The organism is Glutamicibacter nicotianae (genome assembly GCF_006539525.1).
Taxonomy (GTDB): Bacteria; Actinomycetota; Actinomycetes; order Actinomycetales; family Micrococcaceae; genus Glutamicibacter; species Glutamicibacter nicotianae.
Genome location: NZ_BJNE01000005.1, coordinates 204,359 through 220,855 on the forward strand (window position 1 = coordinate 204,359; position 16,497 = coordinate 220,855).

Annotated in this window: 15 protein-coding genes and 2 pseudogenes; 7 read left to right on the plus strand and 10 right to left on the minus strand. The window is 64.2% G+C overall.

Annotated features, from left to right (window positions below; translation table 11 throughout):
* The first annotated feature begins 52 nt into the window (after positions 1-52).
* Positions 53-1,462 carry an adenylosuccinate lyase gene (purB, locus tag ANI01nite_RS08380; RefSeq protein ID WP_141357342.1) on the plus strand — a complete coding sequence of 470 codons (1,410 nt, stop codon included), beginning with the start codon at positions 53-55 and terminating at the stop codon, positions 1,460-1,462.
* Between the two features lie 234 nt (positions 1,463-1,696).
* On the opposite strand, the gene ANI01nite_RS08385 is transcribed toward purB, so the two are convergent.
* Positions 1,697-2,083 (minus strand): 3-hydroxyacyl-CoA dehydrogenase NAD-binding domain-containing protein, encoded by a 387-nt coding sequence (locus tag ANI01nite_RS08385; protein WP_255314467.1) that lies wholly within the window; start codon positions 2,081-2,083, stop codon positions 1,697-1,699.
* A 144-nt stretch (positions 2,084-2,227) separates the two neighbouring features.
* On the opposite strand from ANI01nite_RS08385, the gene ANI01nite_RS08390 reads away from it, so the two are divergent.
* Positions 2,228-2,809 carry an antibiotic biosynthesis monooxygenase gene (locus ANI01nite_RS08390; protein ID WP_141357346.1) on the plus strand — a complete coding sequence of 194 codons (582 nt, stop codon included), beginning with the start codon at positions 2,228-2,230 and terminating at the stop codon, positions 2,807-2,809.
* A 616-nt stretch (positions 2,810-3,425) separates the two neighbouring features.
* Here ANI01nite_RS08390 and ANI01nite_RS08395 read toward each other — a convergent pair.
* The gene (locus ANI01nite_RS08395) at positions 3,426-4,109 is read right to left on the minus strand and encodes a GntR family transcriptional regulator (protein WP_141357348.1); all 684 of its coding nucleotides are present in this window, start codon (positions 4,107-4,109) and stop codon (positions 3,426-3,428) included.
* A gap of 107 nt (positions 4,110-4,216) precedes the next feature.
* On the opposite strand from ANI01nite_RS08395, the gene ANI01nite_RS08400 reads away from it, so the two are divergent.
* The gene (locus ANI01nite_RS08400; RefSeq protein ID WP_141357350.1) at positions 4,217-5,584 is read left to right on the plus strand and encodes an FAD-binding oxidoreductase; all 1,368 of its coding nucleotides are present in this window, start codon (positions 4,217-4,219) and stop codon (positions 5,582-5,584) included.
* Positions 5,585-5,613: 29 nt separating this feature from the next.
* Here ANI01nite_RS08400 and ANI01nite_RS08405 read toward each other — a convergent pair whose 3' ends face one another.
* The 8 genes from ANI01nite_RS08405 to ANI01nite_RS08440 all read right to left on the minus strand — a co-directional run bounded on the left by ANI01nite_RS08405 (position 5,614) and on the right by ANI01nite_RS08440 (position 10,941).
* Positions 5,614-6,204, minus strand: coding sequence for a hypothetical protein (locus tag ANI01nite_RS08405; protein WP_141357352.1), 591 nt, complete (start codon positions 6,202-6,204; stop codon positions 5,614-5,616).
* Positions 6,205-6,236: 32 nt separating this feature from the next.
* Entirely contained in the window at positions 6,237-6,911 is a 675-nt protein-coding gene (locus ANI01nite_RS08410; protein WP_141357354.1) for a hypothetical protein, read from the minus strand.
* Positions 6,896-7,516 carry a hypothetical protein gene (locus ANI01nite_RS08415; protein ID WP_141357356.1) on the minus strand — a complete coding sequence of 207 codons (621 nt, stop codon included), beginning with the start codon at positions 7,514-7,516 and terminating at the stop codon, positions 6,896-6,898. The genes ANI01nite_RS08410 and ANI01nite_RS08415 overlap by 16 nt, the downstream gene beginning before the upstream one ends.
* A 16-nt stretch (positions 7,517-7,532) precedes the next feature.
* Complete coding sequence (locus ANI01nite_RS08420) at positions 7,533-8,108, minus strand: hypothetical protein (protein ID WP_141357358.1); 576 nt, start codon at positions 8,106-8,108, stop codon at positions 7,533-7,535.
* Positions 8,105-8,734 (minus strand): hypothetical protein, encoded by a 630-nt coding sequence (locus ANI01nite_RS08425; RefSeq protein ID WP_141357360.1) that lies wholly within the window; start codon positions 8,732-8,734, stop codon positions 8,105-8,107. The genes ANI01nite_RS08420 and ANI01nite_RS08425 overlap by 4 nt, the downstream gene beginning before the upstream one ends.
* Positions 8,735-8,794: 60 nt before the next feature.
* Positions 8,795-10,186, minus strand: a complete 1,392-nt coding sequence (locus ANI01nite_RS08430) for a DUF308 domain-containing protein (protein ID WP_141357362.1) — start codon at positions 10,184-10,186, stop codon at positions 8,795-8,797.
* Between the two features lie 16 nt (positions 10,187-10,202).
* The gene (locus ANI01nite_RS08435; RefSeq protein WP_141357364.1) at positions 10,203-10,523 is read right to left on the minus strand and encodes a hypothetical protein; all 321 of its coding nucleotides are present in this window, start codon (positions 10,521-10,523) and stop codon (positions 10,203-10,205) included.
* Positions 10,524-10,653: 130 nt separating this feature from the next.
* Positions 10,654-10,941, minus strand: a complete 288-nt coding sequence (locus tag ANI01nite_RS08440) for a WXG100 family type VII secretion target (RefSeq protein WP_038993214.1) — start codon at positions 10,939-10,941, stop codon at positions 10,654-10,656.
* Between the two features lie 144 nt (positions 10,942-11,085).
* Here ANI01nite_RS08440 and ANI01nite_RS08445 point away from each other — a divergent pair, with 144 nt between their 5' ends.
* The 4 genes and pseudogenes from ANI01nite_RS08445 to ANI01nite_RS16990 all read left to right on the plus strand — a co-directional run.
* Positions 11,086-12,132, plus strand: coding sequence for an RDD family protein (locus ANI01nite_RS08445; RefSeq protein WP_141357366.1), 1,047 nt, complete (start codon positions 11,086-11,088; stop codon positions 12,130-12,132).
* Positions 12,133-12,434: 302 nt separating this feature from the next.
* Positions 12,435-12,608: pseudogene (locus tag ANI01nite_RS16980) on the plus strand (FHA domain-containing protein); the annotation flags it as partial.
* A gap of 1,576 nt (positions 12,609-14,184) precedes the next feature.
* Positions 14,185-14,604 (plus strand): annotated as a pseudogene (locus ANI01nite_RS16985) (FtsK/SpoIIIE domain-containing protein); the annotation flags it as partial.
* Between the two features lie 114 nt (positions 14,605-14,718).
* Positions 14,719-16,497, plus strand: a 1,779-nt coding sequence (locus ANI01nite_RS16990; RefSeq protein ID WP_255314468.1) for an FtsK/SpoIIIE domain-containing protein, incomplete at its 3' end; no start/stop codon positions are given.

Sequence of the window (16,497 nt, forward strand, 5' to 3'; positions counted from 1 at the left end):
CAGGAACGGTGTAAAAGATGTGATGTAGCGCCGGGGATGGAAGAATATGAGCATGGCTGAGATTGCGCGCACTTCCCTTGCTAATGAACCACTGGCTTTGACTGCCCTCGACGGACGCTACCGCAGCGCCGTGGCACCACTGGTCGACTACCTTTCCGAAGCGGCTTTGAACCGCGACCGCGTTCACGTCGAAATTGAATGGCTGATCCATTTGACCGACAACTCCGTTCTTCCAGGCACCTCCCCGCTTACTGCGGACCAGAAGGCGGCACTGCGCAAGATCGTCACCGATTTCAATGCTGACTCGGTGAAGGAACTGGCAGAGATCGAAGCTGTCACCGTTCACGACGTTAAGGCAGTGGAGTACTACATCGCCAACCGCCTGGAAGCAATTGGCATCGGCAACCTCAAGCCGCTGGTGCATTTCGGCTGCACCTCCGAGGACATCAACAACCTGTCCTACGCGCTGGGCGTCCAGGGCGGCGTGCAGCAGGTATGGCTTCCAGCAGCCCGCGACCTGGTGGCCCAGCTGTCCAAGATGGCCGAGGATTCCCGCGACGTGCCGATGCTCTCGCGCACCCACGGCCAGCCAGCCACCCCGACTACCCTGGGCAAGGAACTGGCAGTGCTGGCATGGCGCCTGACCCGCCAGCTGGACCGTGTCGAGAAGACCGAGTACCTGGGCAAGATCAATGGTGCCACCGGCACTTACGCGGCCCACTATGCTTCGGTTCCAACTGCCGACTGGCAGAAGGTTGCCAAGGACTTCGTCGAGCACCTGGGCCTGACCTGGAACCCGCTGACCACCCAGATCGAATCCCACGACTGGCAGGCAGAGGTCTACGCAGACATCGCCCGCTTCAACAGCATCCTGCACAACCTGTGCACCGATGTCTGGAGCTACATCTCCATCGGCTACTTCGCGCAGATCCCAGTGGCAGGTGCCACCGGCTCCTCGACCATGCCGCACAAGGTCAACCCCATCCGCTTCGAGAATGCCGAAGCGAACCTGGAGATCTCCAACGGCCTGCTGAACACCCTGGGTTCCACCCTGGTCACCAGCCGCTGGCAGCGCGACCTCACCGATTCCTCCTCGCAGCGCAACATCGGCACCGCCATCGGACACTCGGTGCTGGCGATCTCCAATGTCGCCAAGGGCCTTGACCGCCTGGATGTTGCCGAGGCCGTGCTGGCCGAGGATCTGGACCACAACTGGGAGGTCCTCGCCGAGGCCATCCAGATGGTTATGCGCGCCGAGGCCATCGCCGGTGTCGAAGGCATGGACAACCCATACGAGCGACTCAAGGACCTGACCCGAGGCCACCGCGTGGATGCAGCCCGCCTGAAGGAATTCGTTGGCGAGCTGGGCCTGTCGGCCGATGCTGAAGCCCGCCTGCAGTCCCTGACCCCGGGCACCTACAATGGCATCGCTTCGCAGCTGGTGGACCACCTGAAGAAGTAGCCGCACGGCACAAGCCGGGCCCGGTGCATCGAATTTCGACGCACCGGGCCCGGCTTTTCAGTTAAAAGCTGCCCCAGCGTCCGGCTGGCGCTTCCTGTACACCTCTGCAGCGCGGCCATCAAGTGCCCTCGGCCTGCGCGATCCCGGTTTTGCGCCCCAGCTCAGCTTCGGCTCCGGTCTGCTTGAAAGATGCTGGCTCGATCAAGCCGATGGCATCGAGCCCCACCGGATCCATCAATTCAAACGGACCTTCTCGGGGATCTCCCCGTGCAGTGCGCGCAGTTGCGCCATTGTCCTTGAATACGGCAATTCCGGCCGATACCCCACGCCGGACCCCAGCAGTCCGTTGACGATGAATTCTGGAATTTCCGGTTTAACCGGCACAGGTTCCTTGCCCATCCGCGATGCCAACGACACGACCGCATGCACGGTTGCATCGCTGGTGGATCCGCGGCACCCCGCTTCATCCTTCGTGGCCAAAACGGGATTGAAGAAATGCATGTTGCAGACGCAACCAACCAGTCCGCTGGCCTCCGAGACCATTGATGTACCCAATGTTGGGGAACTGGTGCTGGACTGGCATTGGCCGCAGCCGCAGCATCCCGGACTTCGAAGATTGATTGCTTGATATCCAGGCGTTCAGTAGCCGCTTCGATCACTCAGTCCGCGTCAGCTGTTCTGTCCCGATAATGGGTAAATCTGACGGCGTCTTGCCGTTGGCGGCATGGCGGACTCGCCTTGGCAGCAGCGAATAGAATATCTGGCATGTCCAGTTCACAGCCCGTCACAGTGTCCATCGCCCGCACCGTCCAGCCTGGCTACCACCGCCAATTCGTGGCGTGGGCGCACGCGGGCCAAGAGCTGGTTCGCGCATGGCCCGGATATTTGGGTTCCGGATGGGTCCGCACCGCACCGGATTCAGATGAATGGCACGTGATGTACAGGTTCGCGAACGTGGACGCGTTGCAGGCTTGGGACGATTCCGAAGAGCGCCGCTGGTGGATCGACAGTGCCGGCGAGATCATGGAGATTACCAGGGTGGAGCATCGGACCGGGATCGAGGGATGGTTCGACCAGCCCGGTGACGTGTCCATCACTGTCCCAGAGACCGTGGTCCCGCCGCGGTGGAAGCAAGCGGTGAGCATCTTCCTGCCGTTCTTTCCGCTTAGCTTGCTGGCGAATTTCCTCCTGCACCCGCTCACCGGGCACTGGCCGCTAGTGTTCTCCGTGCTGCTGAACATCTGCATTCTGACGCCTGTAATGACCTACCTTTTCTTGCCGCTGAGCACGCGCCTGCTCAGGCCCTGGCTGCAGGCACCCCGCCGTGCCAAAGCCGCGAGACGCTGATCCAGGCCATTGCGCTGAGTCGCAATCTGGGGTTGGGAGGCTCCCATCCTTAGCTATTAGGAAGACCCAAGGCGCAGGGTGGGCCAGGCACCGAAGCCCAGCAAGCGAACCAGGACTGCTTCGACTTCACCAATGCCACCCAGCAAATGGAAAATTCCAGCCGGGCAACCCGCTCTGCAATGATGTCCGCTCCGATAATCCGCGCTGCAGCATTCCCGCTCGCCCCGCTACCGGGATGAGCACGAGCAATTCCGGGGCCAGCAGATCCCAGTCAAAACGGGAAAATTGTCCTCCTTGAACTGGCACGGAGGCCCACCGCCTGGCGATTCTGCTCGCCAAGGAACTTGAACTTCTGCAGGTGCTGATGGCATTGGTCGATTCCGTGGCTTCCGCACCACCGTCACCGATCCGGAAGAACGCACCGGTTTGCGTTTGATGGCTCCCGCACACGACGCTTCTGAAGCCAGGCCAAGGCACTGGCCCTTGCCAGGCACTGATCGCCTCGGCCCACCGACTCCTCGCCGTATTCTTCGCCACGACTCGTGGCCGGCCGCCGCGATGGTGCCCCAGGACTGGCAATAGCCCGGCATAGACCGTAGCGGACCGGGGCACAGCGTTAGCGCAGCCGGCTGGCGAATCCGGTGCGGGCCTGCAGCGAGGCGAGCACATGTTCGCGGGCGGCCTGTTCAACGCGGGCCGCGGGCGCGCCGTCGCGGATCAGCCTCAACAGTTCGCGGTGCTCGTCCACCGCTGTCCGCGCCCGCGCCGCATCCACTGCACGCTCCGCCGCATGCAGGGCCGAGAACTTCCGCCATTCCGCCTCGACCAGCTCGCGCAGCCTCGCGTTCGGGCACCCGGCGTGCAGCACCGCGTGGAACAGGGTGTTCAGCCGGGTGTACTCGGCCGGGTCGAAGTCCCCAAGCAACGCGGCGAGCTGCTCGTTGAGCTGCTCCGCCCGTTCCAGCGCGGCGCCACCCAGCGCACCGGCGGCCAGCGCGGTCGCCGACCCGTCGAGCACCGCCAGCGCCTCCATCCCCTCGCGGTAGGCGCGCTCGTCGAGTTCAGCTACCCGCGCGCCAACGTTGCGTTCGATCTGCAGCAGTCCCTCGGCGGCCAGCCGGTGGATTGCCTCGCGCACCGGCACGGCGCTGATCTGAAGCTGCGCGGCTATCGGCCCGGCCAGCACCCGCTGGCGCGGTGCCAGCGTGCCACCCAGCACCTGTTCGCGCAAATAGTCGTAGGCCAGATCGGCCTTGCTCCGGCCGCGCTTGCTTTCCGCTTGCGCTTGGCTTGCCGTCATGGTTCCTGCTTTCACTCGCGGGTTGACCCTCAAATTTTATAATATAAAGTGTGTAACGGGAATCACCCAGCGGCCCCCTGCCGGACCGCGCATGCAAAGGAGCACCCATGACCCAGCACGCAGCACCGACGCTGCCGCTCGATGAACTGGCCGCCGTCTTCGGTCCCCGGCTGAGCACCGCAGCGGATGAATTGGACCGCGTGGCCCGCGACCAGTCGCGCTACCAGCCCGAGGGGCGCCCGGCAGCGGCCGTCTTCCCCGAATCCACCGACGAAGTCTCGCAGGCGCTGGCCTGGGCGCACCGCCACGGCGTGACGGTCTCGGTGCGCGGGGCTGGGACCGGGCTCTCCGGCGGTGCGGCGGGCTACCCGGGCGGGCTGGTCATCAGCCTGGAACGGCTGAACCGGATCGTTGGCATCGACGCGGTGAACCGCCTGGCCGTGGTGCAGGCCGGGGTCATCAACTCGGACCTCGACGAGGCGGCTCGGGGACACGGCCTGTTCTTCCCGCCAGATCCTGCCAGTGCGCGGATCTCCACCGTGGGCGGCAACATCGCCACCAATGCCGGAGGGCTGCGCTGCCTGAATCACGGGGTCACCCGCGACTCGGTCGCGGCACTGACCGTGGTGCTGGCCGATGGCCGCGTCGTGCACACCGGGGCACGCACCCGGAAGAACGTCGTCGGCCTGGACCTGACCAGCCTGTTCGTCGGATCGGAGGGCACCCTCGGGGTCATCACCGAGGCCAAGGTGCGGCTCAAGCCGGTGCCCGAGGGCGCCGCGCAGACCTTCCGCGCAGGATTCCGCACCGTCGAGGACGCCGGCCGCGCGGTCACGGCAATTGTCAACGGCGAGTACCTTCCGGAGGTGCTCGAACTGCTCGACGCGCACAGCGTCCAGGTCATCGAGGCCTTCCACCCTTCCGGGCTGCCGGTGGACGGGCAGGCGCTGCTGATCGGCCAGTTCACCGGCCGCCATGCGCTGCAGGCCGCGCAGTCGGTCGCCGCACTATGCCGCAGCTTCGGCGCAGCGGACGTGCTGATCGGCGAGGGCGACTCGCTGTTGGAAGCGCGGCGGTTGGCCAATCCGGCGCTCAGCGCCCACGGGCTGCGGGTCTCCTGCGATGTGGGGGTTCCGGTGGGCGAGCTCGCCGCGGTGTTCCGCGGGATCGACGAGATCGCGCAGCGCACCGGGCGGATGATCTCCGTGGTGGCGCACGCCGGGGACGGCAACCTGCACCCGACCGTAGACGCGGAGGACACCCCCGAAGGCCATGCGGCCGCCGAAAAGGTCATCGATGAGATCACCCGGCTGGCCCTCTCGCTGGGCGGCACCATCACCGGGGAGCACGGCATCGGCAAGGTCAAGCAGCACGAGCTGTCCTGGCAGCTGGACGAGCCGACCCGTGCGGCGCAGCTGGCGGTCAAGGCCGCGCTGGATCCGGCAGGAATCCTCACTCCGGGGCGCTCGCTGTAGCGGGCAGGGGCGGGGACAAGTCCCTCCGGCTAGGCTTGCATCCACTTCTTCCGGTGCTTCACCGGGATGCGCTGGCGCTCGAACTCGTCCAGCAGCGACTCATAGAGCCCGAGGTAGTCCACGGCCGGATAGCGCACCAGGTCGATGCGCAGCGTCTCGGTTTCCGGCTGCTTCAGCTGCACGTCCAGCCGGCGGTGCAGTTCGGCCCGGTCCCAGAGCAGCTGCACCTTGGCATCGTTCTGGAAACTAATCGCGGTCACCGAGCCGATGTCATCCCAAGCCACCTTCCGCCCGCCGCGAAGGATGAGCCCGGACGCACGGATCTTCGCATCGATGGCATCGACACCCTTGCGGCGCATGGCCAGCGCCGCGGTACCTATGCCCCAGGCACCGAACAGCAGCAGAATGGCACCGAAGAACGTCGGCGTGTAGCTCGCCATGAGTTGCGCACGCCGGATGGAGGTCTCGGGCAGGTCGTTGGCTACCAGGTACAGCCCCAGCGGCAGCAGGATCCAGGCCATCATCAGCAGCTGGGAACTGCGTTGCACCCGCGGCCAATGGTGGGCCTTGGCGGTGATGAAGTGCTTGGGCAGTTTGCGCCGAGTGCGGCCGTGGGCCATGAGTGTGCGTTCCTGAGGTCGTCGGGTCCCATTCAGAACTGCTTGTGCTTGAACCGTTCCTTGGTGTGGAAGCGGCGCTCCTTGAGCGTGGCGACCAGTGCATCGAGGTGCTCCTGGTATTCGGCCATCGGGTAGCGCCGCAGGTCGATCTCCAGATAATGCATTGGCGCGCGCCCGCGCACTCCGGGAGACGTCGGATCGACCTCGGAGTTGTCCAGCAGGTTGATCCGCACCACGCGGTTGAGCACCGAGTAATCCCAAAGCAGCGGCACCATCGAGTCGTTGATGTAGCGGATGATCTCGGCGCGGCCGATATTCGACCACGGCACCTCCCGGCCGCCACGGGTCACCAGGCCCTGCTCAGTGACGATTACGTCGATCGAATCATCGCCGACGCTGCGGCGAGTGCCCTGCCGGCCGGTGACGATGCCCACGATGCCGAAGGTCAGCAACGCCGCGGCGATCACGATCAGGCCGTAGTTCAGCCAGTTGGTGGCAATGCTGCTCTCCCCGGCCCGGATGTTCTGGCCCAGGATCCAGAATCCGCCAGTCGCCGAGGCCAGGCCTAGGACCGTCAGGATGATTCCGCGCTTCATGCGTTTGGCATGCAGGTGCGGGGAACTGATGAATTCCGCAACAGTTCCGGATACGGCCTCGGAGCTAGCCGGACCACCGGTGCCGCCCTGCCGTGCTATGTGAACATCCATTTCTTCTCGAATTGAACCGGGATCCCCCGGCGCTTGAACTGCTCCAACGTCGAATCATAAAGCCTGAGGTACTCGGCAGCGGGATAGCGCAGGAGATCGACCCTAGCCGACTCGGTCCTGCCTGATCCCTGCGCATTCAGCTGCTGTGGTTGCTCCCGGAGATGGAGCACCAACCTGCGGTGCAGCTCAGCACGGTCCCAGAGCAGCCGGATCTTTGAATTGTTCTCGAAGGTAATCGCAGTGACGAACTCAATCTGCTCCCACGGAATTTTGCGTCCGCCCCTCAGTGTGACCCCACTGGCCCGCAGCTTCAAATCTATGGCGTCGGCCTGCTTGCGGGATAGCGAGCGAGTGGCCGTGAAGATTCCGATGCATCCAGCGATGAGCACGGCGGCCCCGGCAATGGTCGGGGTCCAAGAGACGATGATTCTCGCCCTATCGCTCGGTGTCTCGGGCAGCCCATTTGCAATCAGGTAGTAACCGAGAGGCAAGAGAATCGCTGCTAGCAAGATCAGTTTGAAGCTGCTCTCCATTCGAGGCCAATGATGAACTCCCCTGCTGACAAACTCCCCGGGTTCTTCGCGGTAGGTGGCATGATTGCTCAAAGTTCGGGGGTCCTGTCTATTCGGAATCATCAATGGTCACGGTATCCAGCAGTTGCACCATCGGATCCATCATGAGGGCAAGATTCGACAGATCCGAGTCGAATGCCTCAAGGATGAACACCAGCCCCTTGCACCGGCCTACCGTTCGGACATGGCCAATGGCCGGCAACAACACTGTCTCGTCCGCCCTCGGGAGATCCAAGGAGATGACGGATGTAGATTGGATGATCCGGCCGAAGACCGTTGAATCGAACTCTTCGGTTTGTGCGGGTGACATCGAATCATGATCGGGTGCGGCCAGTTCCTCCAGGCTCGCTTCGTCATCGTCGTCTTCGATGACCAGGTGGGCGGTGCCCATTGCGTGCCCGTCTTCGGGCGAGTACCACAACGTGTGATCGGCGTCCGCTGCTTGATTCGCGGCGACTTCCAATGCGAGTTCCCGGTAGGTCTTCCGGAGCTCGAGATCACCCGGAATTGCGACTTCGGAAAGATCTTCGGCCCATTGCTCTGCCGTGTCCCAGTCCGCCTCGGGGAAGGAACGAGGCACGGGGATCCAGAGTTCCAGATCCGGCTGGATTTCATATGATGTCACTGTATCGGCACCCACTTGAACGTCCCCATGATTGCGTAGCCGAGGCCTCGCAATGCTTCGGTGAATTCTTCATTGTTTTCGCCTGTTTCAAGGCTTGCGTAAGAATACCTCAGCCACAATCCGGCACTCGGCTCGGGATCAGTGCTTCCGTCCGCCCGTGGCCGGGGAACCACCATATTCAAGCTCAAGTTCTTGTATTCCGGAGCCTCTTCGGCTGGCTCATTCGTATTCCACAGGTACCAGGTCTCATCGTCGACGGCTTCCGTTTCCACCGGATTGCCATCCGCGACCCTGCGCACCATCCCTGCCAATGCCCCTGCCTCCGAGGATTTCAAGGGGGTCATGATCATTGATGTCGGCACAGCTCCACCGCGGGCTTTCTCAACCGGTAACGCGAGCCCAATCGCACCCCGACGCCGCAAATTCTCGAACATCTCATGCGTTTTCTGGCGCAGCATCAGCACCACGTCAGCGCGCCCCAGCGCCTTCGCTTCTGCCGTAACCAGCTTGGCCAAGATCGCCTCGTGGTCGGCGCTTGTCCTGAATTCCCGCCACCCCGGCGGATAGACTATGCTGTACCCGATACCGCGTGGTTGCGGCTTCGCTTCTTGCGGACTCTGGCTCATTTTTCTCCTGCACTGCCCTAGGGTTTCGAGCGCATCTGGCCCAACGTCGCTTGCACCAAGCTACTTCTTCCGCTCACTGTCGTAAACGGACAGCCCGAAGGATTGCACGACATTACCGCCATCCTCGAGCTTAGCGGCGATCTTGGTTCCCATAGCCCAGTCCACTGCGCGCGCGTCGAAGTCGTCAGCATGCTTGAGTACGTATTCGGCCATTTCCCGGTGCTTCGTGCTGCCCCAGTCGTTAGCGTACTTGACGTATTTGAGCGGATCCTCGTCGAATGATTTCTTGAACTTTGCCAGGTAGTCGTTGCCATGCTTGAACTTGGCTTCCTGGTACTTTTGCTCCAGTTTCCGGTTGTTACGCCGGATTTTTGCCTTGGTCTTGCGGTTTCCACGAATCGTCGTCTTCACCGGGCGCTTCGGTTGCCCCTTGAGCGATGATCGGATGATTCCACGCCCGGTGCTGGCACGAGTTTTGGTGAACGCCTTGAACGCCTTGCCTGCACCACGGCTTCTTGCGGCTTTGAATCCGCCCTTGAAGACCTTGGAGAGCCCGGAAATGCTCTTTCCCAGAACCCTGCCGAACGGGACCAAACCGACGATGGCCAGTCCCAAGCTGGTCCAATCACCTTCGCCCTGGGTCATCTTGTAGATTTCAATGCCCAGGGTGATCACCCCCGCCACCAATGCAAGCAGACCGAGAATTGGGCCGAGGAATGTGGCGGACAAGATCAGCGCCAAGACGCCCAGGACAAGGGCGGCGATGCTCAAGATAGAATTGAGCGTGTCGTACCACTTGTCATTATTATCAGCCGCGTCAATGGCATCCTCGATGCCGCCAACCGCATCGTCGTAGGCATCTTCCCAATAGGATACGCGTCCGTCGAACTTGCCCCACAACTCACGCAGTTCTTCTTCTGCCTGGTCACTCGCGTCTGTGGCAGCAGTCAAGTCCTTCTTCGCTTGGGCCTTTTCCTCGTCCGTGCCTTCTCCGATGCCGAATAGCCCGCCATCGGCATCGTCCATGGCGTCTTCGGCCGTTTCCGCTTGGCTCCGCTTGGTCGCGGCCGTTTCATGCGCCTGCTCGATATCGGTAATCAAGGCGTTGAGCGTTGAATAATTATCGACTCCGCCTTCCTTCGTGCACATCATTAGTGCGCCTTGGACCCGGTCCAGCGCCTCTGCATACGTCTTCAGGGCTTCGCCAGTCTTGCTGTAGCGAACTGATGCCTTGTGCAGCTTCGGGTAAACTTCGCCTGCACTCTCTCGAACTGACTTTATCGCCTCGGATTTCAAATCCGCTGTGCCATTGCTGATGTCCTCCAACCGGATGGCCGAGCGTTCCATGGCTTCACCAGAAGAGATCAGATCCAAGGCGCTGCGGCGCAAGTCAGCGGCGTTGCCGGTGATCATTTGCAACGGGTCGCCAGTACTAGGTGAATGCAATGTCATTTAGTCTCTCCGCGCGCTAGTTGGCCTTGGGCGCGTCAGACGCCCGGGAATTCAAGAAAGCCTTCTTGGTTTCGAGGTCCCAATCGGCGAAACCCTGCTGAATGTCTTTCAAATGCTTGTGTATTCCATCGAGTTCTTCCACCAAACCGTCGCGGGTCTTGTTCCACTCGTCCTCGAAATCGCCCACTCGATCTTGCAGCTTGTCGTCATTCATCGGGGTACCGACGGAACGCGAAATGCCCTTGGCAATATCCGAGGCATCGTTGAAGTCCGTGATGCTATTGCCCAAATCAGTGATGATCTCGTCAAGACGAGCTAGATACAATTCGTCAGCCACGGTGTGAACTACTCCTTGCGCTCAAGATTGGTTGTGGAATGCCGCAAGTTAGGCGCGGCCGTGGAAACCCAGCAATGTGGCCGCCCCATGAATAACAGGGCGACCACATCAGCAGGAAAATTGCGTCCGGCTACTGGCCGGCCATGCCGCGGTCGGTGTCCTGGATCTGGGTCATCATGTCGCGCAGCGCGGTGGCCATGTCGTTGATGCCATCGAACGCGGTCTTCAAGCCGTCGTTCAAGTCCTTGTAGCCTTCGCCGAACTGGCCCGAAGCGTGCTCAGTGGTGAAGTCCTCGCCGAGCAGCTTGTCCACGCCGGACTGCAGCTGCTCAAGCACGCCGTCCAAGTCCTCGCGCCCGGTGTCAAGCTTCGATGCCATGGCTTCCATTTCGCCATAATTAGCCTTGAAATCAGTCACAACAATGCTCCTCAACTTGTCGACTGGCCCGGCTGCCGGGCCACTTTTTTCGTCCACAGACTAGACTAGTGTGGCAGCTGACCTGCTCTCAATGGGGAGAACTCCCCGTGGCAAGCCGGCATCGAACTGAAGTAGAAAGATCCCATGGACGTAGTTTCAGCAGCAGCACTCGCCAGATCCTCCATGCTCGGAATGCATCCAGCCGAAGCACGCCTGCGGATCTGGTCCTACCTCATCGACTACGCCGTTTCGCTGGCAGCGCTGCTGCCCGCAGGCATCGGATACGTCATTTTCCTAGTGACCGGGCACTACTCCACGGTCCCGCTGGTCCTGTCCGGAGTCAGCGCACTGCTGCTGCTGGTCTACCTGGTGGTCCTGCTCATGATGAACAGCCGGAAGGGCTCCTCGCCCGGCAAGGCCGCGATGCGCCTGCGCGCCACCCGGCTGGATCCATTCGCCGCCCCGGGTTTCGGCCGTATCCTCCTTGCCTCGTTCGTCTTCCTGCTCAGCCATCTGATCCCGGTCATCGGCCCGCTGCTGATGCTGCTCTCCTGCCTCTTCGACCGGGACCACCACCGCAGCTGGCTGGACAAGATCGCCCAAACCTACGTGGTTGATATCCGCAAGGGCCTGGATCCGACCAACTCGCGGGCGCTGGCCCGCACCGAATACCTGCTCTCCCGCCCGGACCGGGACATTTCCGAGCATCTGCCATCGCTGGGCACTTCCGCCGAGGACGACATATACGATGACGCCGCAGTGCCCGCGCGTCCCCGATCCACAGCGGGCATCGTCGGAGCGCAGAACAGCGACTGGCATTCGCCAGCTGCGCCGCAGACGGGAACCGTCCGCCGCGCGGCCTTCGCCTTTGACGACGGGTCCTATCTCCCCGTTCCGGAATCCGGGCTGATCGGGCGTGCGCCCCAGGCCACGGAAGAGTCCGGCAATGAGCTGCTGGTTGCGCTGAAGGACCCGGAACGGCTGCTGTCCAAAACGCACCTGGCCTTCGGCTGCGACGGGGCGAATGCCTGGATCATGGATCTGGGTTCCAGCAACGGCACGCAGGTCACCGCCGCCTCCCGCGCCCCGCGCAATGCACCACCCAATGTCCGCCTGCATCTGAATGACGGGGATGTCGTCCAGATAGGCAGCCGTACCTTCCGCATTACCTTCCAGGAGACCGCGAAGTGAAAATCAAGGCCACACTCAGGCGACCGGACACCAGCACCATCGACGTGGTGTTGACCTGCGATGCCACCGCCACCGTGGGAGATGCAGCCCGCGCCCTGGCCGGGGAGCAGGTTCCCGAGCATCCCACGCTGCTGGCCACCGCCGCTGGCACCGCACCGGTGCAGCTCGATCCGCACACCCCGCTGGCCGAGGCCGAACTGGGTTCGGGCTTCAGCATCGAGGTCGTGCCGACCACCGATGCCTTCGTCTCGGGAGGCTCGGCGGCAGCGGTGCTGCGCGTGGCCAACGGCCCGGATGCGGGCATGGCCTTTGCGCTGCCCGCCGGCACCTCCTATGTGGGGCGTTCGGAGAAGGCCACCGTGGTGCTCAACGACCGCATGGTCTCCACCCGGCATGCGCGCATCGAGGTGGGAAGCAAGATCGAGCTGGTGGACCTGAACTCCGCCAACGGCATCCTGGTCGATGGCGGGCTGGCCCAGCGCGTCGCGGTGATCCCCGGCCAGCTGATCACCCTGGGTGCTACCGAGGTCTTCTTCGAGCTGCTGCCCGGGACCGCCACCGGCCATTCCCCGGTCTATGAGAAGGGCGGCTCGATCCTCTTCAACCGTTCCCCGCGGGTGGAGGTCCGCTACCCCGGCGAGGAACTGCCGCGCCCGGCGATCCCGCAGGAAGCCAGCCCCAAGCTCTTCCCCTGGCCGATGATCTTCGCTCCGCTGATCATGGGCCTGACGATTTTCTCGCTCACCCAACGCGCGCTGTCGCTGATCGTGGTGCTGATCTCGCCGCTGATGATGCTGGGCAACCTGATCGGCCAGCGCACCCAGAGCAACAACAAGCTGCGCCTGGAAATCGAGACCTTCGAACGGCAATTCGAGGCGCTGGAAGATAGCCTGCTGGCCGGGGAGGAAGCCGAACGCGCGCACCGGCGCAGCGAGGCCCCGGCCACCGCGACCGTCTTCGAGCAGGCCGAATCGCTGGGCCCGCTGCTGTGGACCCGTCGCCCGGAGCACTGGAACTTCCTCTCGCTGCGGCTGGGCTCGGGAACCGCGCGCAGCCGCACCACCGTCGCCGAGCTGGCCGACCGGACCGGGATGCAGGAATATGTGGAACGGGTCGACGAGCTCACCGCGCAATACCGGATGATCGAGGATGTGCCGATCATCGAGCTGCTGCCCTCGGCCGGCGCCATCGGCATTGCCGGGCCGCGGCTGCAATCCGCCGATACGCTGCGCGCGCTGGCGGTGCAGCTATTCGGCCTGCACGCGCCCAATGACCTGTGCACCGCCGCGATCATCGACCCGGCCTGGACCGAGGACCTTGAATGGTTCAAATGGCTGCCGCACACCACCGGCCCGCGCTCCCCGCTGGCCCAGGTGGCGCTGGCCGATACGCAGACCTCCGGCACCGTGCTGGTCAACGCGCTCGAAGAGCTCATCGCCCGGCGCAACGACCCGTCCGCCTACCGGCTGGGCCCGCTGTCCACCCGGCACACCTCCATGGAGCTGGGCAGGGAAGCCGGCGAGCAGTCCACCGGCGTGCCGACCGCCAAGGACCTTTCGCTGGTGCTCTTCGTGACCAACGACGCCCCGGTGGACCGCGCCCGGCTTTCGCAGATCATCGAGCGCGGGCCAGCCGTGGGCATCTACACGATCTTCGTGGCCCCCACCGTGCAGTCGCTGCCCGCCGCCTGCCGCACCTTCGTGGACGTCACCGACGGCCTGGATGATGCCCGCGTGGGCTGGGTGCGTGCCGGCGAGGAAGCCGCCAAGGTGTCGGTGGAAGGGGTCTCGCGCGAGCATGCCGAGCACTTCGCCCGCCGGCTGGCCCCGATCGTGGACTCCAGCTCGCTGGTCCCGGATTCCTCGGACATCCCGGATTCGGTGTCGCTGCTGCGCATCCTCGGCCCGGACCTGGCTGAATCCCCGGATGCGGTGCTCGAACGCTGGAAGCAGAACAACTCGGTGATCGACCGCGCCGCCACCGGCCCCCCGGCCGCGGCTGAAGCGCGCCGGGACGCTGCGCGCCTTCATCGGTCAGGGCACCCCGGATGCGATGAGCCTGGATCTGCGCACCCAGGGCCCGCACGCCCTGGTGGGCGGCACCACCGGCTCGGGCAAGTCCGAATTCCTGCAGGCCTGGGTGCTGGCAATGGCCGCCGAATACAGCCCCGACCGAGTGACCTTCCTGTTCGTGGACTACAAGGGCGGCTCCGCCTTCGCCGACTGCGTGGAGCTGCCGCACTGCGTCGGGCTGGTCACCGACCTCTCCCCGCATCTGGTTCGCCGCGCGCTGACCAGCCTGCGCGCCGAGCTGCACCACCGCGAGAAGCTCTTCCACCGCAAGAAGGCCAAGGACCTGCTGGAACTGGAAAAGCGCCAGGACCCGGAAACCCCGCCGGCCCTGGTGCTGGTGGTCGACGAGTTTGCCGCCCTGGCCGGAGAGGTTCCGGAATTCGTGGACGGCGTGGTGGACATCGCCCAGCGCGGCCGCTCCCTGGGCATCCACCTGATCTTGGCCACCCAGCGCCCTGCGGGCGTGATCAAGGACAATTTGCGCGCCAACACCAACCTGCGCGTGGCGTTGCGCATGGCCGATGCCGCGGACTCGAACGACGTGGTGGAGGACCCGATCGCCGCCGGATTCGACCCGTCGCTGCCCGGGCGCGGCATCGCCAAGACCGGCCCGGGCCGGCTGGTGCCCTTCCAGTCCGGGTACGCCGGCGGCTGGACCACCGACGAGCCCGAAGCCGCCGAAGTGCGCGTGGAGGACCTGCGCTTCGGCGGGGCGCGCGTCTGGGAGCAGCCCGAATCCGGCTCGCCGGACATCGAGGAGAACAGCGGCCCGAACGACCAGAAGCGCCTGGTTTCCAGCTTCATCGCCGCCTCGAACGGCGCCGGGATCCCGGCCCCGCGCCGGCCATGGCTCGATGACCTCTCGGCCACCGTGGATTTGCGCGAGCTCGCCCCGGATTCGGACAGCCGGATCCCGCTGGCGCTGGCCGACATCCCCGAGCACCAGGCCCAGGAAACCGCCTGGTTCGAACCCGACACCGACGGCCACCTGCTGGTCTACGGCACCTCCGGCGCCGGCAAGTCCGCGGCGCTGCGCAGCATCGCGATCGCCGCGGGAGCCAACCCGGCGGCCGGCACGGCGGCGGTGTACGCGCTGGACTTCGGGACCAGCTCGCTGCGCTCGCTTGAACCGCTGCCGCATCTCGGCGCGGTGATCGGAGGCGATGATGTGGAGCGCATCCAGCGCGTCTTCCGCATCCTGGCCGAGCACCTCGATGAGCGTTCGGCCCGGTACGCGGACGCGAATGCCGCTTCGCTGAGCGAGTACCGCCAGGTGACCGGCAACCTGTCCGAACCGCGCATCTTCCTGCTGATCGACGGTTTCGGCCAGTTCCGCAACGACTGGGAACTGGGCCACGGCCGCGGCGAGTTCTACCAGGTGTTCATGCGCATCGTCGGCGAGGGCCGCCCGCTGGGCATCCACGTGGTGGCCACCGCTGACCGCTTCGGCGCGGTGCCCACCGCGATCAGCGCGAACATCACCCAGCGCGTGGTGCTGCGCATGGCCGACGAGCAGGCGTACAACGTGCTGGGCGTGGCCAAGGATGTGCTCAATGAGCGCAGCGTGCCCGGCCGGGCCATCATCAAGGGCCACGAGGCGCAGATTGCGGTGCTTGGCGGCACCGCCAACGTGGCCGAGCAAACCGCGCTGACCACCAGCTGGGCCCAGGAGCTCACGGCTTCCGGTGCCCCGCAGGCGGCCGGTGTCGAAACCCTGCCCCAGGAATTCGCGGCGGCGTCGCTGCCCGACACGGTCAACGGGCTGCCGGCCATCGGCCTGTCCGACACCACACTGGGTCCGTGCGGCTTCGAGCCCATCGGCACCTTCGTCATCGCCGGGCCGCCGCAGAGCGGGAAAACCAACGCGATGCGCGCCATGGTCACCGCGCTGGAACGCGCCAACCCGGCCACCCAGTTCTTCCACCTCGGCGGCCGGCGCGCCGAGCTGCGCGGCTGGCGGCAGTGGAATGGCACCGCTTCGGGCCCGGCCGAGACCCGGCAGTTCGCCAAGGACATGCTGGATCTGGTCTCGGATGATTCCATGCCGGGCAAGATGGTGTTTGTCGTGGAGAACTTCACCGAGTTCGCCGATTCGGATGCGGAGCGTCCGATGAAGGAACTGCTCAAGGCCATCAACCGCTCGGATCATTTCCTGATTGCCGATGGGGATATCAACTCGTTCTCCTCCAGCTTCGGGCTGCTCGGCGAGCTGAAGTCCAACCGCCACGGCATCGCGCTCAAGCCCGACGCCTACGACGGGGACTCGCTGTTCAAGGTGCCGTTCCCGCGGGTC